The sequence below is a fragment of the Brevundimonas sp. genome (assembly GCF_030656255.1).
Taxonomy (GTDB): Bacteria; Pseudomonadota; Alphaproteobacteria; order Caulobacterales; family Caulobacteraceae; genus Brevundimonas.
Genome location: NZ_JAUSOE010000018.1, coordinates 1 through 20,939, shown reverse-complemented (window position 1 = coordinate 20,939; position 20,939 = coordinate 1). Strand labels below are relative to the sequence as shown.

General features: G+C 67.9%; 15 protein-coding genes and 1 pseudogene. 10 read left to right on the top strand and 6 right to left on the bottom strand.

The genetic code is table 11. The features are described from left to right. The coding region (locus Q7J26_RS01410) for a TatD family hydrolase (RefSeq protein WP_304934730.1) at window positions 1-676 on the top strand (676 nt) is incomplete at its 5' end. Further along, a complete protein-coding gene (locus tag Q7J26_RS01405; RefSeq protein WP_304934729.1) occupies window positions 673-1,467 on the top strand; it encodes an MBL fold metallo-hydrolase in 795 nt (264 codons plus the stop codon). The genes Q7J26_RS01410 and Q7J26_RS01405, both read left to right, overlap by 4 nt. Window positions 1,468-1,600: 133 nt before the next feature. Here Q7J26_RS01405 and Q7J26_RS01400 read toward each other — a convergent pair whose 3' ends face one another. Beyond that, window positions 1,601-3,214: an NAD(P)/FAD-dependent oxidoreductase gene (locus Q7J26_RS01400; protein WP_304934728.1), complete on the bottom strand. Its 1,614-nt coding sequence runs from the start codon at window positions 3,212-3,214 to the stop codon at window positions 1,601-1,603. Window positions 3,215-3,312: 98 nt separating this feature from the next. Then, a complete protein-coding gene (gene recG / locus Q7J26_RS01395) occupies window positions 3,313-5,400 on the bottom strand; it encodes an ATP-dependent DNA helicase RecG (RefSeq protein ID WP_304934727.1) in 2,088 nt (695 codons plus the stop codon). 147 nt (window positions 5,401-5,547) lie between these two features. Here recG and Q7J26_RS01390 point away from each other — a divergent pair, with 147 nt between their 5' ends. Together Q7J26_RS01390 and mfd are read left to right on the top strand one after the other, a co-directional pair. Next, window positions 5,548-5,886 carry a succinate dehydrogenase assembly factor 2 gene (locus Q7J26_RS01390; RefSeq protein WP_304934726.1) on the top strand — a complete coding sequence of 113 codons (339 nt, stop codon included), beginning with the start codon at window positions 5,548-5,550 and terminating at the stop codon, window positions 5,884-5,886. Beyond that, window positions 5,886-9,341, top strand: a complete 3,456-nt coding sequence (mfd, locus tag Q7J26_RS01385; protein ID WP_304934731.1) for a transcription-repair coupling factor — start codon at window positions 5,886-5,888, stop codon at window positions 9,339-9,341. The genes Q7J26_RS01390 and mfd overlap by 1 nt, the downstream gene beginning before the upstream one ends. 4 nt (window positions 9,342-9,345) lie before the next feature. Here the strand turns inward: mfd and Q7J26_RS01380 are convergent, their stop codons facing one another. After that, complete coding sequence (locus Q7J26_RS01380; protein WP_304934725.1) at window positions 9,346-10,653, bottom strand: diguanylate cyclase domain-containing protein; 1,308 nt, start codon at window positions 10,651-10,653, stop codon at window positions 9,346-9,348. A gap of 290 nt (window positions 10,654-10,943) precedes the next feature. On the opposite strand from Q7J26_RS01380, the gene Q7J26_RS01375 reads away from it, so the two are divergent. Next, on the top strand, window positions 10,944-11,801 hold the full coding sequence (locus Q7J26_RS01375; protein ID WP_370651889.1) for a YihY/virulence factor BrkB family protein: 858 nt from the start codon (window positions 10,944-10,946) through the stop codon (window positions 11,799-11,801). On the opposite strand, the gene Q7J26_RS01370 is transcribed toward Q7J26_RS01375, so the two are convergent. Both Q7J26_RS01370 and Q7J26_RS01365 read right to left on the bottom strand, forming a co-directional pair. Then, the gene (locus Q7J26_RS01370; RefSeq protein ID WP_304934723.1) at window positions 11,798-12,040 is read right to left on the bottom strand and encodes a sulfurtransferase TusA family protein; all 243 of its coding nucleotides are present in this window, start codon (window positions 12,038-12,040) and stop codon (window positions 11,798-11,800) included. The genes Q7J26_RS01375 and Q7J26_RS01370 overlap by 4 nt on opposite strands. Beyond that, window positions 12,037-12,570 carry a CinA family protein gene (locus tag Q7J26_RS01365; RefSeq protein WP_304934722.1) on the bottom strand — a complete coding sequence of 178 codons (534 nt, stop codon included), beginning with the start codon at window positions 12,568-12,570 and terminating at the stop codon, window positions 12,037-12,039. The genes Q7J26_RS01370 and Q7J26_RS01365 overlap by 4 nt, the downstream gene beginning before the upstream one ends. On the opposite strand from Q7J26_RS01365, the gene Q7J26_RS01360 reads away from it, so the two are divergent. Continuing rightward, window positions 12,569-14,857 (top strand): fused MFS/spermidine synthase, encoded by a 2,289-nt coding sequence (locus Q7J26_RS01360; protein ID WP_304934721.1) that lies wholly within the window; start codon window positions 12,569-12,571, stop codon window positions 14,855-14,857. The two genes, Q7J26_RS01365 and Q7J26_RS01360, sit on opposite strands and share 2 nt — an antisense overlap. Before the next feature lies 1 nt (window position 14,858). Here the strand turns inward: Q7J26_RS01360 and Q7J26_RS01355 are convergent, their stop codons facing one another. Further along, on the bottom strand, window positions 14,859-16,013 hold the full coding sequence (locus Q7J26_RS01355; RefSeq protein ID WP_304934720.1) for a bifunctional 2-C-methyl-D-erythritol 4-phosphate cytidylyltransferase/2-C-methyl-D-erythritol 2,4-cyclodiphosphate synthase: 1,155 nt from the start codon (window positions 16,011-16,013) through the stop codon (window positions 14,859-14,861). Window positions 16,014-16,106: 93 nt separating this feature from the next. Between Q7J26_RS01355 and dusB the strand changes: the two genes are divergently transcribed. The 4 genes and pseudogenes from dusB to Q7J26_RS01335 all read left to right on the top strand — a co-directional run. Continuing rightward, window positions 16,107-17,162, top strand: coding sequence for a tRNA dihydrouridine synthase DusB (gene dusB, locus Q7J26_RS01350; protein ID WP_304934719.1), 1,056 nt, complete (start codon window positions 16,107-16,109; stop codon window positions 17,160-17,162). After that, window positions 17,159-19,426 carry a PAS domain-containing sensor histidine kinase gene (locus tag Q7J26_RS01345; RefSeq protein ID WP_304934718.1) on the top strand — a complete coding sequence of 756 codons (2,268 nt, stop codon included), beginning with the start codon at window positions 17,159-17,161 and terminating at the stop codon, window positions 19,424-19,426. The genes dusB and Q7J26_RS01345 overlap by 4 nt, the downstream gene beginning before the upstream one ends. A gap of 10 nt (window positions 19,427-19,436) precedes the next feature. Next, entirely contained in the window at window positions 19,437-20,855 is a 1,419-nt protein-coding gene (locus Q7J26_RS01340; protein WP_304934717.1) for a sigma-54 dependent transcriptional regulator, read from the top strand. After that, window positions 20,852-20,939: pseudogene (locus tag Q7J26_RS01335) on the top strand (D-amino acid aminotransferase); the annotation flags it as partial. The gene Q7J26_RS01340 and the pseudogene Q7J26_RS01335, both read left to right, overlap by 4 nt.

The window sequence follows — 20,939 nt, the reverse complement described above, 5'->3', positions numbered from 1 at the left end:
GACCACCTTTGAAGCGACCCATGGGATCGCCATGGCCAACGACGACATCTGGTGCACGGTCGGGGTCCATCCGCACGAGGCCAAGGATGCGGCGGATCTGACGGCGGCGACCCTGGTCGAACTGGCGCAGCGGCCCAAGGTGGTGGGGATCGGCGAGTGCGGCCTGGACTTCCACTATGACTTCAGCCCGCGCGAGATCCAGGCGGCGGTGTTCCGCCAGCATGTGGCGGCGGCGCGGGAGACGGGTCTGCCGCTGGTGATCCATACCCGCGAGGCGGATGAGGTCATGGGGGCGATCCTGAAGGAGGAGCACGCCGCCGGGCCGTTCAAGATGCTGATGCACTGCTACACCAGCGGGGCGGAACTGGCGGGAATCGCAGCGGAACTGGGGGCCTGGTTCTCGGTTTCGGGGATCGCCACCTTCAAGGCGGCCGAGGATGTGCGGGCGGTGATCCGGGACATGCCGGCCGAGCGTATAATCGTCGAGACCGACTGCCCCTATCTGGCGCCCATCCCGCATCGGGGGCGGCGCAACGAGCCGGCCTATATCAGCCATGTGCTGGACAAGCTGGCCGAGATCCGGGGCTGGAGCGCCGAGGAGGCGGACCAGAGAACCACCGAGGCCTTCTTCGGCCTCTTTGACCGGATACCACCCAAAGGACTGGGGCCTCTATGAGTTTCGAAGTCGTCATCCTGGGCAGCGGATCGTCGGGCGGGGTGCCGCGCGGCGACGGGGACTGGGGCGTGTGCGACCCGGCCGAGCCGAGGAACCGGCGGATGCGCTGTTCCATGTTGGCGCGCAAGACCGGAGCCGACGGTGTGACCAATGTGCTGATCGACACCTCGCCGGACCTGCGCGAACAGATGCTGGCCAGCGAGACCCGGCATATCGACTCCGTCCTCTATACGCACGACCACGCCGACCAGGCTCACGGGATCGACGATCTGCGGACCTTCGCCACCCGGGCCAGGAAGCGGATCCCGGCCTGGATGGATGAGGCGACGCTGGCGTCCCTGTCGCACCGGTTCAACTATATTTTCGAGAGCCAGTTCGGCTATCCGCCGCTGCTGGACGCCCAGGTCATTCCGCCGCACGGGACGGACTGGTCGGTGGAGGGACCGGGAGGCGCGATCCCGGTTGTGACCTTTGATCAGGGGCACGGGCCGATCCGGTCGGTCGGCTATCGGCTGGGCGACATGGCCTATTCCAGCGACGTGTCGGACCTGGACGAGGCGGCGATCCGTGCGGTGGCCGGATGCAAGATCTGGATCGTCGACGCCCTGCGCTACACCCCCCATCCGACCCATGCCCATCTGGATCGAACGCTGGAGTGGATTGCGGCCGCGGACGTCGAGCGGGCCGTGCTGACGAACCTGCATATCGACATGGATTACAAGGAACTATCAGCGATTATTCCGGCCAATGTCGAGGTCGGGTTCGACGGTTGGAGCCGGATGATCGGCTGAGATCTGGCAGGCTTGTCTTGAAAACAGGGCGACAAATGTGCCAAAGCGCCAAACGTGCAAGGGAGCGCCTGCTGTGGCGTTGATGGGGGGCGGAAAGCGCAGGCGGACAGCGTGGGCTATGCGCTAGCTTTTTCTACGCCGCCACCTTCGCGACCATCGATCGGGCGACGGCTTCGGCGATCTTAATGCCGTCAACGGCGGCCGACAGGATGCCGCCCGCATAGCCGGCGCCTTCGCCGGCAGGGAACAGGCCGCGCACGTTCAGGCTCTGAAAGTCGGCGCCGCGGGTCATTCGGATCGGGGACGAGCTCCGGGTCTCGACGCCCGTCAGAACCGCCTGGGCGTCGTCGTAGCGGGCGATCTTGCGGCCGAAGACGGGCAGGGCCTCGCGCATGGCGGCGATCACATAGTCGGGCATCAGCGGCGCCAGGTCGGTCGGGCGCACACCCGGCTTATAGCTGGGGACGACCTCGCCCAGCGCGGTCGAGGGGCGGCCCGCCAAGAAGTCGCCGACCAGTTGGCCGGGCGCGAAATAGTCCCCGCCGCCGGCCGCATAGGCGCGGGTCTCCAGATCCCGTTGCAGTTCGATGCCCGCCAGCGGGTGGTCGCTCCCGTAATCCTCCGGCGAGATGCCGACCACGAAGCCGGAGTTGGCGTTCCGCTCGTTGCGCGAATATTGGCTCATGCCGTTGGTCACGACGCGGCCTGGCTCGCTGGTGGCCGCGACCACGGTGCCGCCCGGGCACATGCAGAAGCTGTAGACGGTGCGGCCGTTCGAGCAGTGGTGCGAGAGCGTATAGGCCGCCGCACCCAGATCGGGGTGGCCGGCACAGGGGCCGAACATGGCCTTGTCGATCCACGACTGCGGATGCTCGATGCGGAAGCCGATCGAGAACGGCTTGGCCTCGATATGGACGCCACGCTCGTAGAGAGTCTGGAAGGTGTCGCGTGACGAATGGCCGATGGCGAAGACCACGTGATCGGCCTCCAGCGTCTCGCCGGTGTGCAGCCGCACGCCCCGGAGGGCGCCCTTGTCGAGATCGATGTCAGTGACCCGGTGCTCGAAGCGGTACTCGCCGCCGAGCGCCTCGATCTTCTCGCGCATGGCCTCGACCATGGTCACCAGGCGGAAGGTGCCGATGTGCGGGTGGGCCTCGGTGAGGATTTCCTCCGGCGCCCCGGCCGCGACGAATTCGGTCAACACCTTGCGGGCCAGGAAACGCGGATCCTTGATCTGGCTGTAGAGCTTGCCGTCGGAGAAGGTGCCGGCGCCGCCCTCGCCGAACTGCACGTTGGATTCCGGGTCCAACTTGCCTTTCCGCCACAGATCCCAGGTGTCCTTCGTGCGTTCCCGCACCACCTTTCCGCGGTCGAGGATGATCGGCTTGAAGCCCATCTCGGCCAGGATCAGCCCGGCGAACAAGCCGCACGGCCCGGCCCCGATCACGACCGGCCGAAGGCGCTCGGTCTTGGGCGCAACAGCGACTGGGCGATAGGCGACGTCTGGCGTCGGCGCCACGTGCACGTCGTCCGCAAGGCGGGCCAGCACCGCCGCTTCATCCCTCACCTCGACGTCGAGGATGTAGACTTTCAGAATCGCGGATTTCCTGCGGGCATCGTGCGCCCGCTTCCATATCGACCAAGACGTAAGATCGTGCGGCGGCACGCCCAGGCGGGCGGCGATCGCGGCGGGCAAGGCCTCCGGCGGGTGGTCGAGAGGCAGCTTAAGTTCTGACAGGCGCAACATCCGGGCCGTTCTAGCCGCTCGTGTGTTTTGATCCTAGGCACAAGGCCCAGGATGAAGGAAGACGAGCTTAGGGCCTGGACGTGAGCGAGGCCGTTCTTTCAATCCGCTCCCGACTTGTGGCCCTTCCAGTCGAACAGCTCCTCCAACACCTGCACCGCCTGACCGCGCTCTGACGTCAGGTCCGGGTCGCGGTTCAGGATCAGGCGAGCGTCGTCGGCGGCGGCCAGCATCAGGGCGCGGTGGCGGATCGGGTCGGCGAAGCGGTAGGCGGGGAAGCCGCTCTGTTTCAGGCCCAGGGGGTCGCCGCCGCCGCGCAGGCGGAAGTCCTCCTCGGCGATGACGAAGCCGTCCTCGGTGCGGCGCAGGGTTTCGAGGCGTTCTTTCGCGGTTTCACCCAGCGCCCCGTCCTGGCCGCCGTACAGCAGGATGCAGGAACTGGCCTTCGAACCCCGGCCGACGCGGCCGCGCAGCTGGTGCAGTTGGGCCAGGCCGAAGCGGTCGGCGTGTTCGATGACCATGATGGAGGCGTTGGGCACGTCGACCCCGACCTCGACCACGGTGGTGGCGACCAGCAGGGGAATGCGGCCGTCGGCGAAGTCGGCCATGACGGCCTCGCGCTCGGCGCCCGGCATCTGGCCGTGGGCCAGGCCGACCTCGACCCCCAGCAGGCGGCGCAGGTCGTCGGCGCGGTCGACGGCGGCGGCGAGGTCGATGGCTTCGGATTCGGCGACCAGGGGGCAAATCCAATAGGCCTGGGCGCCGGCGTCGAGCGCCGTCTTCAACCGGGCGGCGACCTCGCCGATGCGGGCCAGGGGGACCACGGCGGTGGTGACCGGGGTGCGGCCCGGCGGCTTCTCCATCAGGCGGCTGACCTCCAGCTCGCCGTACTGGGTCAGTTCCAGGGTGCGGGGGATGGGGGTGGCCGACATGGTCAGAAGGTGGACGGCGCCGATGCGCGGATCGCCCTTGGCCTGGAGCCGCTGGCGCTCGCTGACGCCGAACCGGTGTTGTTCGTCGATGACGGCCAGGGCCAGGCGGTCGAAGCGGACGGCGTCCTGGAACAGGGCGTGGGTGCCGATGGCGACCTGGGCGTGACCGGACGCCAGGGCGGCCAGCTTCTCGCGCCTCTGGCCGTTGGTGTCGCGGCCGGTCAGGAGGACGGAGGCGACGCCGGCCGCCTCCAGCAGGGGGCCGAGCTTTTCGTAATGCTGGCGGGCCAGGATTTCGGTCGGGGCCATCAGGGCGGACTGGAAGCCGCTGGAGGCTGCGTCGGCCAGGGCCAGGGCGGCGACGGCGGTCTTGCCCGAACCCACATCGCCCTGAAGCAACCGGCCCATCTGTTTGCCCGAAATCAGGTCGCGACGGATTTCGGCGACGGCCTGGGCCTGGGCGTTGGTCAGGGTGAAGGGCAGGGCCTGGAGCAGGTGATCCGAAGCTGCTCCAGGCGCGATGACGGGCGAGGGTTTGATTTCGCGGGCGCGGCGACGGCGGGCTAGGGCCAGCTGGTGCGCCAGGAATTCGTCATAGGCCAGGCGCTGGCGCGCCGGGGCGTCGGGCGTCAGGTCCAGCTCGCCCGCCGGGGCGTGCAGGGCGTCGAGGGCGGCGCGCCAGCCCAGCCAGTTCTGCTTCTTCAGCCAGGCGGGGTCCTGCCATTCCGGCAGGTCGGGGGCGGCGGGCAGGGCGGCCTGGACCAGTTTGCGCAGCTGGCGCGAGGTCAGGCCTTGCGTCGCCGGATAGACGGGTTCGGAGGCCGGGATGTCGGCGGCCTTGTCCAGGGTGACGATGTCCGGGTGGACGATCTGGACCTCGCCGTTGAAGCGTTCGACCTTGCCCGAGACCAGCCGGGTCTCGCCGCGCGGCAGCAACCGGTCGATATGCTGGGGCGAGCCGCCGAACCAGACCAGGTGAACGAAGCCGGTCGCGTCGCTGGCGCGGACCTTCAGCGGGGCGCCGGGGCGGCTGGGGACGAACAGGCGGTCGATGACGATCTCGAAGATCCCGACCTCGCCGTCCACGGCGGTCGCCGCCTCCATCGGCCGGCGGACGATGACGCCGGAGGGGCTGAGGAAGACCAGGTCGCGCACCAGCGGCCCCGCCACCTTCTGCACCAGGGGCAGGACGCGGGGGCCCACGCCCTTCAGGCTGGAGACCTCGGCGAACAGGGGAAAGAGAATCTGCGGACGCATCGCCGGGAACATAGCGTGACCATGACGGGTGGCGAAGTCCGTTCAGGAAGGCTATCTGCGCTTCTTCCATTCCGGGTGCGCGATCGCTCGCCGCGCGGCGGCTCTCTGCTTGAGCGCATCTGGCATATTCAACGGGCAAGGATCCTTGTGACCGACATCGACGCGCATCCCAAAGACGACAGTGGCGACCAAACGGCCCTGGAGCGCAAGCAGCGGCTGGGCCGTATCCAGTTCCGGTCCTGGCGGCGCGGTTTCCGCGAGGCCGACATGGTGCTGGGTCCGTTTTCGGACCAGGTGGCGCCGACCCTGACCGACGCCGAACTGGATCAGCTCGAACTGCTGATCGATGAGGAGGACCAGTGGCTCTACGGCTGGATCATCGAACGTGACCCGACGCCGCCCGAGTTCGAGACGCCCGTGATGGCCAAGGTTCGCGCCTTCATGCGCGAGCATGTGGCGGCCGAGGTCGGCAGGGGCATCGGTTGATGGATCAACAGGTCACTGTGCAGCACCGCACCGACGCCGATCTGGGCGGGGCGCCGGAGGGGCTGGACGCCCTGGTTGTCGCCGAGCGGATCGCGAAGGATGGCGGCGTCGGCGTCTTCGTGGCGCGCGACTATCAGCGGTCGGGCGGTTTCGTTCAGGCGTTCCGATTCTTTTCTCAAGAGATCGAGATCCTGGAATATCCGGCCTGGGACTGCCTGCCCTATGACCGGCTGAGCCCCACGGCGGGCATCGCGGCCCAGCGGATGGCGACCCTGACGCGTCTGGCCCTGCGCAAGCCCGAGGACGCCCCGGTCCTGGTGGTCACCACGGTGTCGGCGGCCATGCAACGCACCCCGCCCCGGTCGGTGACGACCCAGGCCGGGTTCGAGACCAAGGTCGGCCGCGATCTCGATATCCAGGCGCTGGAGCGTTATTTCGCGGCCAACGGCTATGTCCGGGCCTCGACCGTGTCGGAGCGGGGCGAGTTCGCCGTGCGGGGCGGGGTGGTGGACGTCTATCCGCCGGGCTTCGAGGAGCCGGTGCGGCTGGACATGTTCGGGTCCGAGCTGGAATCGATCCGCACCTTCGACCCTGAGACCCAGCGGTCGACGGGGCAGATGACGGCGGTGTCGCTGGCGCCCGTGTCGGAGGCGTTGCTGGACGCGGCGGCCATCTCGCGGTTCCGCACCGGCTATCTGAACCTGTTCGGCGCGCCCGGCGACGACCCGCTGTATGCGACCATCAGCGAGGGCGCGCGGCGCCAGGGCATGGAGCAGTGGCTGCCGCTGTTCTACGAGACGCTGGATTCGCTGTTCGACTATCTGCCGGATCAGGCGCTGATCTTCCTCGACAATCAGGCCGAGAGCGCGCGGGCCGAGCGGTGGGACCTGATCGCCGACGCCTATGAGGGCCGGGCCGAAGCCGCCAAGACCAAGGGCCACGCGGCGGCCAATCGCGCGCTGCCGCCCCGATCGCTGTATCTGGACGCCGGCGACTGGAACCAGGCGCTGGCGGGTCGCGCCGTGCGGCGGTTTACGCCGTTCTCGGGCGGGGGCGAGGATGCGGGCGGCCGGCTGGGCCGGACCTTCGCGGCCGAGCGGGCGCAGGACAGCGTCAATCTGTTCGAGGCGGTGGCGGCCCATGCTGCGGCGCTGAAGGCCGACGGCAAGCGGGTGCTGTTCGCCTCGTGGACCGAGGGCTCGTCGGAACGTCTGGCGACCATGCTGGCCGACCACGGCCTGGATCATATCGTCGCCGTGCGCGACTGGGCCGATGTCCAGACCGCGCCGAAGGATCTGTATCTGCGCGGCGTCCTGCCGGTCGAACATGGGTTTGCGACGGACGAGGTCGTGGTCATCTCCGAGACCGACATTCTGGGTGATCGGCTGGCGCGGCCGCGCAAGAAGCGGCGGGCGTCGAACTTCCTGGCCGAGGCTTCAGCCCTGACGACCGGCGACCTGGTGGTCCACCTGGATCACGGCATCGGGCGGTATGAGGGGCTGAAGACGCTGGACATCCAGCAGGCGCCGCACGACTGCCTGGAGCTGTTGTACGCTGGTGAGAGCAAACTCTACCTGCCGGTTGAAAATATTGATCTTCTGACCCGATACGGCTCGGATTCAGAAGGCGCGCAGCTGGACCGGCTGGGCGGCGCCGGCTGGCAGGCACGCAAGTCAAAGGCCAAGGAGCGCCTGCGCGCCATGGCCGAGGGGTTGATCGCGCTCGCCGCCAAGCGGGCGCTGCGCGAGACGGACGCGGTGGTGCCGCCGCCGGGCCTGTTCGCCGAGTTCTGCGCCCGCTTCCCCTATGAGGAGACGGACGATCAGCTGAACGCCATCGGCGATGTGCTGGAAGATCTGGGCAAGGGCACGCCGATGGATCGCCTGATCTGCGGCGACGTCGGCTTCGGCAAGACCGAGGTGGCGCTGCGGGCGGCCTTCGTCGTGGCCATGACGGGGCAGCAGGTGGCCATTGTGGCCCCCACCACCCTGCTGGCGCGGCAACACTACAAGACCTTCACCGAGCGGTTCGCCGGCTGGCCGGTCAAGGTGCGGCAACTGTCGCGGATGGTCGGGGGCAAGGAGGCGGCGGAAACGCGGGCCGGCCTGAAGGACGGCTCGGTCGAGATCGTCGTCGGCACCCATGCGGTGCTGTCCGAACAGGTCGGTTTCCGCGACCTGGGCCTGGTCATCGTCGACGAGGAGCAGCATTTCGGCGTCAAGCACAAGGAGAAGCTGAAGTCGCTGCGCGCCGATGTTCACCTGCTGACCCTGACCGCCACGCCGATCCCGCGCACCCTGCAGATGGCGCTGTCGGGCATTCGCGAGATGTCGATCATCGCCACCCCGCCGGTCGATCGCCTGGCGGTGCGGACCTATGTGACGCCGTGGGATCCGGTGCTGGTGCGCGAGGCCCTGCTGCGCGAGAAATATCGTGGCGGCCAGGCTTATTATGTCGCGCCGCGCCTGAAGGACCTGCCGGCCATCGAGAAATTCCTGCGCGAGCAGGTGCCCGAGGTGAAGTTCGTCGTCGGCCACGGCCAGATGTCGGCGACCCAGCTGGAGGAGGTGATGAGCGCCTTCTACGACGGCGAATATGACGTGCTGGTCTCGACCACCATCGTCGAGAGCGGGCTGGATATCCCGACGGCCAATACGCTGGTGGTGCACCGCGCCGACATGTTCGGCTTGGCGCAGCTGTATCAGATCCGGGGCCGGGTCGGCCGGTCCAAGGCGCGGGCCTTCGCCTATCTGACCACGGATGCGGTCAAGCCGATGACCCTGTCGGCCGAGCGGCGTCTGCAGGTGCTGCAGTCGCTGGACAATCTGGGCGCCGGCTTCCAACTGGCCAGCCACGACCTGGACCAGCGCGGCGGCGGCAACCTTTTGGGCGACGAACAGTCGGGCCATATCCGCGAGGTGGGCGTCGAACTGTATCAGCAGATGCTGGAAGACGCGGTCGCCGAGTTGCGCGAGAAGGGCGAGGGGGCCAATGTGGATCGTGGCTGGTCGCCATCGATCAACGTCGGGGCTTCCGTCCTGATTCCAGAGGAATACGTCCCGGACCTGAATGTCCGTCTCAGCCTGTACCGCCGCCTGTCCGACGCCGAGCAGGCCGAGGATCGCGAAGCCCTGGCCGCCGAACTGATCGACCGGTTCGGCCCCCTGCCGGACGAGGCGCAGCAACTGCTGAAGATCGTCGGCATCAAGTCGAACTGCCGCCGGGCCTGTATCGAGAAGATCGACATCGGTCCGCGCGGCGCGGTGCTGACCCTGCGCGACAACAGCTTCCCCAATCCCATTGGATTGGTTGGTCTGATCCAGAAGAACCAGGCCTTCTGGAAGATCCGGCCGGATCAGAAGATCGTGGTGACGGGCGACTGGCCGACGGCGGAAGAGCGGCTGAAGGTGGCGGAACGGATCACCGCCGACCTGGCGCGGGTGGCGGGGGCGTAAACCCTCAGCGCGTCTTGTCGAACAGGTCGGCGGAGGCGCGTTCCAGGAGGGCGGCGGCGCTTTCGTCGGGCTGCATCTCGGCGGCGCCGACGTCGAATTCGGCGACGAAGGGCGAGCGGTCAGGGCCTGCGTCGAAGGCGGTGCAGCCGATGACGGCGGCGATCCGTTCGGCGGCCAGGCGGGCGGCCTCGCCCCGGGTCGCAGGCAGGGCCAGGGCGAAGACTTCCTTGGCCAGGCGGGCGGGCGTGTCCTCGACACGGACCAGGCGCGAGACCATGGCGCCGATCTGGGGCATAGCCCGGTCCAGCCAGCCGCCTTGGCGCGCCCAGGTCACGGCCTCGTTCTCCCTCACTCGCAGCACGCAGACCGACAGGGGCCGGCGGCGGGCGCGCGAGGCGTCGGCGACGCGCGCCAGATGGGCGGCGAACAGTTCAGGTGTGAACAGGCCGGTCGAGGCGTCCATTTCTGCCAGAGCCCGGACGGAATCCAGAGCCTTGCGAATAGTCAGGTGCCGTCGGTGCGACCCAGCCAGGGCCAAAAGCCGCTCGGCCGTCTCGTCTTCCGGCGTATCGGCGGTGACGACGTCGGCGAAGCCCCGATTGAACAGTTCGTCCAGGCCGATTTCAGCCCCGTCCCTGAGATAGAGCATCAGCGGGATGTGGTAGAGACGCGTATTGCGCTTCATGCCCGAGGCGATCGACAGGGCCGGGGCGTGGTCCTTGGCGCCCCACAGGACGGCGGCGTCGAACGGGCTTTCGTGCAGATAGTCGAAGGCGGTGTAGGGCGTCGGCGCGGCGACGACCTCGACCCCGGCCGACGTCAGGGCGTTGGACAGGGCGAGAAACCGGCGCTCAGCCACCCCGGCGGCCAATACGCGCAGCGGGGTGCGTTCGTCGCTGCCGGCCTCCAGATCAATGCCGCGCGCGGCGAAGGTGGCGCGGCGCAGGTGAAATTCTTCTTCGGCGATGGCGGCGCGCGTCATCTGCTCCAGCCTCAGCGCCGCCTGGGCGGGGTGGGGCGGCAGCATCACGGCCAGGTCCGCGTCCATGGCGGAACCGCGCGGCGCGCCGACAACCATGATCGGCAGACTGCGCGGCTCGGCTGCGGCCCGCAGGCGGGCCACGACGTCGTCGTTGAACGAATCGAAATCGACCACGGCGGCGTCCAGCGGGAAATCCTGCAAGACAGCCTCGGCCGAAGTCAGGTCGCGGGCGGTGACGGTGGTCCAGCCGAGAGCGTCCAGTCCAGCCACGAGCGGCCCTATCCGGCCGTCCTGGGCCGCCAGGATCAATACACGCGCATCGAAAGCCAAGTTGGTCGTCTCCCCCGGACGTCGCCGCGCCCATAGCCCCTTGAAGGCCGCGGGACCATAGCGACGCGTCCCTTAACGAAGCAATGTCTTGGCGTGCGCCGACTGGGGGAAAGACCGTCTCACGTGGATGGTGTTTTCCTTGCCGGTGGAATGGTCTAGGTTTCGCCGCCTGTTCAACGGTTGTGGGAACCGGCTTGAGTGATCACCTGACCCGATCGGTATTGAAGGCGCCCGGATTCTGGGGTGGTCTTTCAGTGCGCGCCTTCGCCCGCAGTTGGGGGCGCGACGTCATGCTCTACACGGGGGGCGTCTCGTTCTTCGCCCTTCTGGCGGTGTTCCCCGCCATCGCCATATTGATCGGCTTCTACAAGCTGGGTCTGTCGATCAACGAGGTCAGCGCCCAGGCCGCCGCCCTTTCGGACCTGCTGCCCCGGGCGGCCCAGACGATTTTCCGCGATGAGATCGCCCGGTTGAGCAATGCCTCCGCACGGACGGTTTCGACCCAGAGCGCTTTTGCGCTGGTCGTCGGCGCCTATGCTGCGCACCGTGGTTTCAAGGCCTTGCTGGCAGGTCTTAATCTTATACATGACGAAACCGAGCCGCACGGCTTCTTCAAGTTCAACCTCCTGGCCTTTTTCGTCGCCGTCTTCGCCTTCGCGCTCTTCACGGTCGTGTCAGGCGCTGTGGTGACGGCCCGAATTCTGGCCCACACGGCGTCGCCGATGACGGACCAGTTCGCCGGGGGCTTGCTGCCGTTGGACGCCGTCCTGCCGGCGCTGGGTCTCGCGGTCGGCCTGACCCTGCTGTATCGTTACGCCATGAGCCACCGGACGCCCGTCGCCTGGCTGCCGGCGATCACCGGCGGTTTGGTGGCGACCCTGATGTCGGTGATCTCGTCCTGGCTTTGCGCCATCTATGTGGAGCAGATTGCGCCCCTGGGGGCGACCTATGGATCGGTGGGCGCGGTGGTGGTGTTGCTGATCTGGCTGTCGTGGAACGTCAACGCCATCTTCTACGGCGGCGCCTTCGCCACCGAGATGGAGATTGCGGCCAAGGCCGATGAAGCGGCCAAGGCTGAAACCCTGACGGTTCCAGCCGATGTGGTCGATCTGTCTGAGCGGCGAGCCAGCCGCCGGACGCGCTCCTAGCCCGCCTCGACCGTCAGGCGAATCACGCCGTCAGCCTCGTCCAAGGCGATCAGCCGGCCGTTCTTCTGGGTCAACAGAAACGGCACGTCGATCCGCGCCATGGGATCGGTGGCGAGCAGGATGAAGCGACGCCCCGGCGCGGCCCCGTCCATCGCCTTCATCAATCGGAGGCTGGGCGTCGGGCAGCGGTGGCCGCGCGCATCGACGACGAAGGCCTCATCCTCTTGGGATTCGGTCACGACGCCAGACGGTCGGCCAGCAGGGTCAGGGCGATTCGGACGCTGGCCAGGCGGACCGCATCGCGGCCGATGTCGCCGAATCGTTCTTGCCGATGGATCAGGCCACCCGGTCCCTGGGCGGCGAAATGGACGAGGCCGACCGGCTTGTCGTCCGACCCGCCGCCCGGACCGGCGACGCCGGTGACGGCGACGCTGACGGCGGCGCGCGAACGGGCGACGGCGCCCTGGGCCATGGCCCGCGCGGTCGCTTCGGATACGGCGCCATGGGCGATCAGCATGGCCTCGGGCACGTCCAGCATCTGCTGTTTGGCGTCGTTGCTGTAGGTGACGAAGCCCCGGTCCAGGGCGGCGGACGAGCCGGGAACGGCCGTCAGGGCGGCGGCGACCAGGCCGCCGGTGCAGCTTTCGGCCGTGGCCAGCATCAGCCCCCGCGTGGAGGCGGTTGCGACGATCTGTTGCGCCAGGCGCTGAATGTCTTCGGGGAACATGACCTTTTCATAGGCCGCGAGTCCCGCTCTAACCAGAGCCATGACCGATGTCGCCGCGGCCCCCGTTCTTCCCCTCGACCGGCCCGCGCGCGCGACCGCGATCCTGTTCGCCGTCGCCGTCTTCACCTCGGCCTGTCTGGTCTTCGTGGTGCAGCCGATGGCGACCAAGCTGATCCTGCCGACCCTGGGCGGATCGCCGTCGGTGTGGAATGCGGCGATGGTGTTCTTTCAGACGGCGCTGCTGGCCGGCTATGGCTACGCCCATCTGCTGCAACGGATCGGATCGATGCGGCGGCAGGTGGCGGTCCATCTGGGCCTGCTGCTGATCGCGGCCCTGTTCCTGCCTCTGCGGATCAGCGGCCTTCTGGGCGATCCTGATCCTTCGGCGCCGACCTTGTGGATGCTGGCGACCCTGGCGCTGTCCCTCGGGGCGCCGTTCGCCGTGCTGTCGGCGACCGCGCCGTTGTTGCAGGCCTGGTATGCGCGGGCCAGCGCTGGGCGCGCAGGGCGCAGCGATCCCTACGTGCTTTACGCCGCCTCGAACCTGGGCAGTTTTCTGGCCCTGCTGGCCTATCCGGTCCTGATCGAGCCGCTGGTCAGCCTGTCGGCGCAGCGGTGGGGGTGGAGTCTCGGCTATGGCCTGTTCGTGCTGATGGTCGTGGGGCTGGCCCTGGTCGCTTGGCGGCGGCGCGAGGCGGTAGCGGCTGAGCCGGCACCTCTGGAGGCGGGGCCTCGCATCGCGTGGCGTGAGAAGGGGCTGCTCATCCTGCTGGCGGCGGCGCCGTCCAGCCTGATGCTGGGGGTGACAGCGCACCTGTCGACCGACGTGGCCTCGGCCCCCTTCCTGTGGGTCATTCCGCTGGCGCTCTATCTGCTGACCTTCGTCATCGCCTTCCAGGCGCGACCGGTCATTCCGCTGCATCTGACCCTGGCGATCCAGGCCGCCGCTCTGGCGGCCTGTGCGGCCCTGGCGGCGTTCCGGACGACGGAGTGGTTGTTCATCTTCGGCGTCAATCTGACGAGCTTCTTCTTTACGGCCCTGATGTGCCACCAGTTGATGGCCGAGCGTCGTCCGGCGCCGGGCCGTCTGACGGAATTCTATCTGCTGCTGTCGCTGGGGGGCGTGCTGGGCGGGGTGTTCAACGCCCTGATCGCGCCCGTCTTGTTCGACATGGTGTGGGAATACCCGTTGGTTCTGGTCGCGGTGGGCCTGTTGCGCCCTTGGGCGCGGCGCGAGATGCGGTCGTGGGAGATCATCTGTTGCGTCGTCGGCGTCGTGATCGCCGTGGCGGGGCCGCTGGGCCTGGCCCTGGTCCGCTATGCGCCTGACATCCGCGCCGCCGTGCCAGACCGGGACCTAGTGCGGATCGCTCAGGCGGTGCTGGGCGTGGCGGCCCTGTTCGCCTTTCTTTTGAGGGATCGGGCGGTGATGTTCACCGTGGTCATCGGGGCCATGGTCTGGTCCGGATATCATGTCGCGCGCGGCTATGACTGGGTGCTGACCGAGCGCAGCTTCTTCGGGGTGATGCGGGTGGCCAGCACGCCGATCGAAGATCTGGACGGGCCGGTCCATGTGCTGATGCACGGCACGACCCTGCACGGCGCCCAGGCCCAGTCGTCGCGGTATCGCTGCATGCCGACCCTCTATTACGCCACCTCAACCCCCCTGGGGCAGGCGGCCCTGATGACCCAGGCCGGGCGGCCGGATGGGGCGGTCATCGGCGTGGTGGGGCAGGGATCCGGGGCCATGGCCGCCTATAAGCGGGCCCAGGACCGGATGAGCTTCTTCGAGATCGATCCGATGGTGGACCGCCTGTCGCGCGACCCCCGCTGGTTCAGTTTCATCAATGGTTGCGCCGAAGGGCCGATTCGGACGGTTCTGGGCGATGCGCGGCTGACGATGGAGCGGGAGGCGCCGGCCAGTTATGACCTGCTGATCATCGACGCCTTTTCGTCGGATGCGGTGCCGACCCATCTGCTGACGGTCGAGGCGATCGCCGGCTATCTGCGACTGCTGAAGCCCGAGGGGGTGGTGGTGTTGCACCTGTCGAACCGGAATCTGGAGATCACCCTGCCGGCCGAGGCGGCGGCGGCGGCCCTGAAGGCGCCGGCCCTGCATCAGGTCTATATCGAGCGGCGCGACGCGGCCTCCATGTCGGAATCCTCGACCGAGGCGCTGATCATCGGCAAGAGCGATGCGGCCCTAGCGCCCTATCGTGAGGATTCGCGCTGGCGCACCCTTGAGGCGACTGGTGTGCGGCCGTGGACCGACGACTATGTCAACCTGTTCGGGGCTCTGGTCCGCCAGATGCAGTACGCGGCCCGGTAGGTCAGGCGGAGACGGGCGTCTCGACCGTCGCCACCGCCTGGGCCGCCAGGCCTTCGCCTCGCCCGGTGAAGCCCAGCCCCTCGGTCGTGGTGGCCTTGACGCTGACGGCGTCCAGCGGAAGCGCCAGCAGGCCGGCGATGCGTTCGCGCATGGCCTGTCGGTGCGGCTTCACCTTGGGCTGTTCGCAGATCAGGGTGACGTCAACATTGACGATCCGGCCGCCGCGCGCGGCCACCAACTGGGCGGCGTGAAGCAGGAAAAGGTCGGACGACGCGCCCTTCCACTTCGGATCGCTCGGCGGGAAGTGATCGCCGATGTCGCCCTCGGCGATGGCGCCCAGAAGGGCGTCGGTCAGGGCGTGCAGGCCGGCGTCCGCGTCGGAATGGCCGATCAAGGTCTGGTCATGCGGCACCTCGATCCCGCACAGCCAGACCGAACCGCCTGGACCCCAGCGGTGAACGTCATAACCGGAGCCGATCCGGGTCTGGTAGCGGGTCTGTTGCGACAATAGGGCCTCGGCCATGGCGAAATCCTCGGGATAGGTCAATTTCATCAGACGGGGATCGCCCTCGACCAGGGCGACGCGGCCGCCGTCGCGTTGGACGACCACAGCCTCATCGGTGGGGGTCTCTGTTTGGGGCCATGCGGCGTAGGCGGCTTCTATCGTATTGCGCCGAAAGGCCTGGGGCGTCTGGGCGCGCCACAGGCCGTCGCGTTCGACCCCGCCGGCCATCAGTCCGTTCTCGCCGCGCCGCAGGCTGTCGGCCACGGGCAGGGCGGGCAGGGCGCCGTCGGCATGGGCCAAGGCCGCGATCAACCGCTCGATGACAGCGCGGTCCAGCAGGGGCCGGGCGGCGTCATGGATCAACACCGGCTGGTCGGGGCCGCAGGTCAGGGCCGCAAGGCCGGCGCGGACCGATGCGGCCCTGATGTCGCCGCCGGTTACCGTGCGCCAGTTCGACAGGCCGGCCAGGGTCATGGCCGCGCGGTCTTCGGCGCCCGGAGCGACCACGACCACCAGCTCGTCTGCGCCGGCGTTCAGCAAAGCCTCGGCGGACCAGCGCAGCACGGGCTTGCCGCCGAGTGCGCGCCACTGTTTGTCGCCGCCGGCGCGCGAACCGGATCCGGCCGCGACGATGATGCCCGAGAAACTCATGCCGGCCTTCTAAAGTGCGCCGTCTCGCGACGAAACATCAATCCGCCGCCGTCAGGCTTGACGAGAGGGTGTTGGATGCTGCGAAAGGCGCGAATGGCCAAGACTCTACAGATCGGCGACGTGACCGTGCCTGGTCAGGTGCTGATGGCGCCCATGACGGGCGTAACCGACCTGCCGTTCCGGGTGCTCGCCTCGCGGCTGGGCGCGGCCTATGTGGCGACCGAGATGGTGGCGGCTAAGGAGCTGGCGCGCGAACGGCCCGACGTGGTGCGACGCGCGGCGGTCGGCGCCGGCCTGCCGCTGACGGTGATCCAGTTGGTCGGGCGCGATCCGAGCCAGATGGCCGAGGGCGCACGCATGGCGGAAAAGGCGGGCGCGGACATCGTCGATCTGAACTTCGGCTGTCCGGCCAAGGAGGTCACAGGCTCCGCCGCCGGGTCGGCTCTGATGCGGACCCCGGACCTGGCCTGCCGGATCATGGAGGCGGCGGTGCAGGCGACCAGCCGTCCGGTGACGGTCAAGATGCGGCTGGGCTGGGACGACGACAGTCGTAACGCCGCCGAACTGGCCAAGCGGGCCGAAGAGATCGGGGTCAAGGCTGTGACGGTTCACGGCCGCACCCGCAAACAGTTCTATACCGGCGTGGCCGATTGGGACGCGGTTGGCGAGGTCAAGGCGGCGGTCGGCATTCCGGTGATCGTCAACGGCGACATTCTGACCGCCGATGACGCACGCCAGGCTCTGGAGCGATCCGGGGCGGATGGTCTGATGCTGGGTCGTGGGGTTTATGGACGACCCTGGCTGGCCGCGCACCTGGAACGGGCGCTGAGCGACGGGGTCTCGCTGGAAGAACCTGGGCCTGAAGCGCGATTGGCCATAGTCGTAGAGCATTTGCGGGCGTCGGTGGAATTCTATGGACTTCCCTTGGGTCTGCGTATGTTCCGCAAACACCTCGGCTGGTACATCGAACAGGCGCCTTGGCCGGCCGATCCGCAACACCGCCGCGAGGCCAAGGCAAGAATTTGCCGACTGGACGAGCCGCTGGTCGTCGAGGCGGCCATGACGGAGCTTTGGCGCGAGATTTTGCCGAATATGAACAAGTCGGCTGTTGAAGATAAGCCACAGTTAGTGAACACTGCTGTGGCATGACGGATACGCCTTCACCTGCGGCCGCTCCAACCGACCCTGTGTCGGTCGATGAGTCGTTCTGGGGGCGGTTGGACGCAGAGCGGGCGCGGGCGGGGTTCGGATTCGCCTATTTCATCGCGGTCGTGATCACAGCGGCGGCGGTCTGGCTTGTGGCGGCGGCGCCGGGCGCGACCTCGGGCGCGGCGCGCGGATCGACCAGCCAGGTGGTGCTGTTCGTCCTGCTGGCCAACCTGGCCCTGATATCAGGTCTGGCCTTTATCGTTGGACGGCGGGTCCTGACCCTGGCGCGCAGCACAGGCGACGCCGGGTCGCGGCTGCACCTGAGGTTCGTCGCCCTGTTCTCCATGGTGGCCGTCATTCCGGCGGTGTTGATCGCCCTGGTGTTCGGCCTTCTGGTGACGCGGGGCGTCGATCAGTGGTTCAGCCAGAATGTTCAGGCTTCGGTCGAGAACGGCGCCGTGGTCGGGCGCGCCTATATCCGCGACGTCGCCACGACAGTGGACGCGGATCTGGTTACGATCTCTGATCAGCTCAACAGCGCGCGAGGCCTGTTCGACGACCGCATTCAATTTAACGACGCCCTGGCTCAGGTCGGGGAAATTTTCGGCTATCCGGCCATCTACATATTGAACGGCGACGGACAGGTGCTGGCGCGTGCGGAGCGGCCTGACGCGCCGCCCTATTTGGCGCCCCCCCGGACCTATCTGGAGGACGCGGCCCAAGGTGGAAAACCGCCGACCGACGTGACGCAGAACCCCGACACGGTTCGATCCATCATCGCCCTTCCGGCCTATGGCGACGCCTATCTCTATCTGGTTCGGCCCCTGCAGGACGGGCTGGTCGCGCGGATGAACGCCTCACTCCAGTCTATCGAAGCCTATAACGAGGCGAAGGAAAGCCGGTCGCGGATCCAGTCCGCCTTCATCCTCAGCTATCTGGAGACGGCGCTGCTGGTTCTGGTCGGCGCCGTCTGGCTGGGCATGTCGGCGGCCAGCAGCATATCGGCCCCCATCGGGCGTCTGGTGCAGGCGGCGGACCAGGTGGCGGGCGGCGATTTCAGCGCCCGGGTGGACAGCGAGGGCGCCCCGGCCGAAATCGCCCTGTTGTCCGACGCCTTCAATCGCATGACCGGCGATCTTCAGGCGCAACAGACCGCGTTGAAGGCGGCCAGCGACGAGGCCCAGAACCGCAGCCGCTTCATCGAGACCGTGCTGTCAGGCGTCAGCGCAGGCGTTATCGGCCTGGATCGGCGTGGGCGGGTGTCGGCGATCAACGACAGCGCCCTGCAACTGCTGCATATCGAAGAAGACGAGGTCCTGGGCCACGAACTGGCGGCGCTTTCGCCCGAGTTGAGCGACCTGGTCGGTCGGGTCGAGGCCCATATCGAAGAAGACATCGACGTCAGCCGCGGCGGCGAGACGCAGAGACTGCGGGTCCGGATCGAGGGCGGGCAGGGCGGCGAGATGGTCCTGACCTTCGACGACATCACCCGGCTGGTCACTGCTCAACGCAACGCCGCCTGGCGTGACGTCGCCCGGCGTATCGCCCATGAGATCAAGAACCCCCTGACGCCGATCCAGCTGTCGGCTGAGCGGCTGAAACGGAAATATCGCGACAAGGTGGACGAGGTCGAAATCTTCGACCGCTGCACCGACACCATCATCCGTCAGGTCGGCGACATCGGCCGGATGGTGGACGAGTTCTCGTCCTTTGCTCGCATGCCGGCGCCGCGTTTCGGTTCGGCCAATCCGGCGGAAATGCTGCGCGAGGCCGTGTTCGCCCAGCGGGTCGCCGCCGCCGACATCGTCGTGGATATGGACGAGCCCCTGCCCAAGGCCACGCTGCGTTGCGACGCCCGCATGGTGGGCCAGGCCCTGATCAATATTCTGAAGAACGCCGGCGAGTCCGTCGCCGCTCGCCGTCTGGCCGCCGGGGAAGACGCGGCGTCAGAGGCCGAGGGCATCATCGCCTCGCTGGTCGTTGAAAACGGCACGGCGACCTTCGTGGTCGAGGACGACGGGGTCGGCCTGCCGGCCAAGGACCGCGATCGTCTGACCGAACCCTATGTCACCACGCGCGAGAAGGGCACGGGCCTGGGCCTGGCCATCGTCAAACGCATTTGCGAGGACCACGGCGGCGAGCTGAAGCTGGCCGACGCCGAGACCCTGCGCGGCGCGCGGGTGTGCCTGATTTTTCCCTTGAAACCCCACGGCAAGACCGGCGACGTGACGGAGCGCAAGCTCCAGACCGTCGTCGCCGAATAAGCGAGGCAAGATGCGACCTACCGGTTCAGACATTCTGGTCGTCGACGACGAGGCGGACATCCGCGATCTGGTTTCGGGCCTGCTCGAGGACGAGGGGCACGCCGTGCGCGTGGCCGCCAACTCGGACGAAGCCCTGGCCGCCATCCGCGCGCGAAAGCCGTCGCTGGCGATCCTCGACATCTGGATGCAGGGCGGCGGTCTGGACGGGCTGGAGCTGCTGGAGGTGGTCAAGGAGATCGACCCCGATCTGCCGGTGGTGATGATCTCGGGCCACGGCAATATCGAGACGGCGGTGACGGCGCTGAAGCGCGGCGCCTATGACTTCATCGAAAAGCCGTTCAAGTCGGACCGGCTGGTGGTGGTGGTCGAGCGGGCCATCGAGGCGGCGACGCTGAAGCGCGAGAACCGCAGGCTGCGGGCGCAGACGATGACGCCGTCGGGCCTGATCGGTCGGTCCCAGGCGGCCCAGGCGCTGCGCGGCACCATCGCCAAGGTGGCCCAGGCCAACAGCCGGGTCCTGATCGCCGGGCCGGCGGGGTCCGGCAAGGAACTGGTCGCGCGTCAGATCCACGAGGCCAGTCCGCGCGCCCGGGCCGAGTTTGTGGCGATTTCGGCGGCCGGGATGACGCCGGAGCGGCTGGACGTCGAACTATTCGGAGAGGAAGGCCAGGACGGCCGTCCGCGCAAAATCGGCGTGTTCGAGCGCGCCCACAACGGCACCCTGTATCTGGACGAGATCAGCGACATGCCGCGCGAGAGCCAGAGCCGCATCCTGCGCGTCCTCGTCGATCAGCGGTTCCGTCGCGTCAGCGGCGAACAGGATGTGCAGGTCGATGTGCGGGTCGTGACCTCGACCTCGCGCGACCTGAAGATCGAGATCGCTGAGGGTCGGTTCCGCGAAGACCTGTTCCACCGTCTGAACGTGGTGCCGATCCGGGTGCCGGCCCTGTCGGAACGGCGCGAGGACATCACCGAACTGGTCGAGTATTTCGTCGAGACCATCAGCGCCTCGCAGGGCCTGCCGCGTCGCATCATCGGCGATGACGCCGTCGCCGTGCTGCAGGTCCATCCGTGGCCGGGCAATATTCGCCAGTTGCGCAACAACATCGAACGGCTGCTGATCCTGGCGACCGGTGATCCGAACGAACCGATCACCGCCGACATGCTGCCGCAGGAGGTGGCGACGTCGAACGGAGGCTCGTCCAGCCTGGGCGCCGAACGCACCATCGCCCTGCCGCTGCGCGAGGCGCGCGAGGTGTTCGAGCGGGAGTATCTGGCGGCCCAGATCATGCGCTTCGGCGGTAATATCTCTCGCACCGCGGCCTTCATCGGCATGGAGCGCTCGGCCCTGCACCGGAAACTGAAGTCGCTGGGCGTGTCGCCGTCGCGGGGCGGCGAGGACGAAATCGAGGAGCCTGTCGAGGCATGAGCCGAGTCGCCTATGTCAACGGCCAGTACCAGCCGCACGGCCAGGCCACCGTCCATGTCGAGGACCGCGGCTTCCAGTTCGCCG

What these genes read in the sequence shown, in the direction of transcription:
- Q7J26_RS01355 (WP_304934720.1), bottom strand. Translation starts at nt 16,013, where the DNA reads ATGAGTTTCTCGGGCATCATCGTCGCGGCCGGATCCGGTTCGCGCGCC.
- Q7J26_RS01375 (WP_370651889.1), top strand. Translation starts at nt 10,944, where the DNA reads ATGCTCTACACGGGGGGCGTCTCGTTCTTCGCCCTTCTGGCGGTGTTC.
- Q7J26_RS01345 (WP_304934718.1), top strand. Translation starts at nt 17,159, where the DNA reads ATGACGGATACGCCTTCACCTGCGGCCGCTCCAACCGACCCTGTGTCG.
- Q7J26_RS01340 (WP_304934717.1), top strand. Translation starts at nt 19,437, where the DNA reads ATGCGACCTACCGGTTCAGACATTCTGGTCGTCGACGACGAGGCGGAC.
- mfd (WP_304934731.1), top strand. Translation starts at nt 5,886, where the DNA reads ATGGATCAACAGGTCACTGTGCAGCACCGCACCGACGCCGATCTGGGC.
- recG (WP_304934727.1), bottom strand. Translation starts at nt 5,400, where the DNA reads ATGCGTCCGCAGATTCTCTTTCCCCTGTTCGCCGAGGTCTCCAGCCTG.
- Q7J26_RS01360 (WP_304934721.1), top strand. Translation starts at nt 12,569, where the DNA reads ATGACCGATGTCGCCGCGGCCCCCGTTCTTCCCCTCGACCGGCCCGCG.
- dusB (WP_304934719.1), top strand. Translation starts at nt 16,107, where the DNA reads ATGGCCAAGACTCTACAGATCGGCGACGTGACCGTGCCTGGTCAGGTG.
- Q7J26_RS01365 (WP_304934722.1), bottom strand. Translation starts at nt 12,570, where the DNA reads ATGGCTCTGGTTAGAGCGGGACTCGCGGCCTATGAAAAGGTCATGTTC.
- Q7J26_RS01405 (WP_304934729.1), top strand. Translation starts at nt 673, where the DNA reads ATGAGTTTCGAAGTCGTCATCCTGGGCAGCGGATCGTCGGGCGGGGTG.
- Q7J26_RS01400 (WP_304934728.1), bottom strand. Translation starts at nt 3,214, where the DNA reads ATGTTGCGCCTGTCAGAACTTAAGCTGCCTCTCGACCACCCGCCGGAG.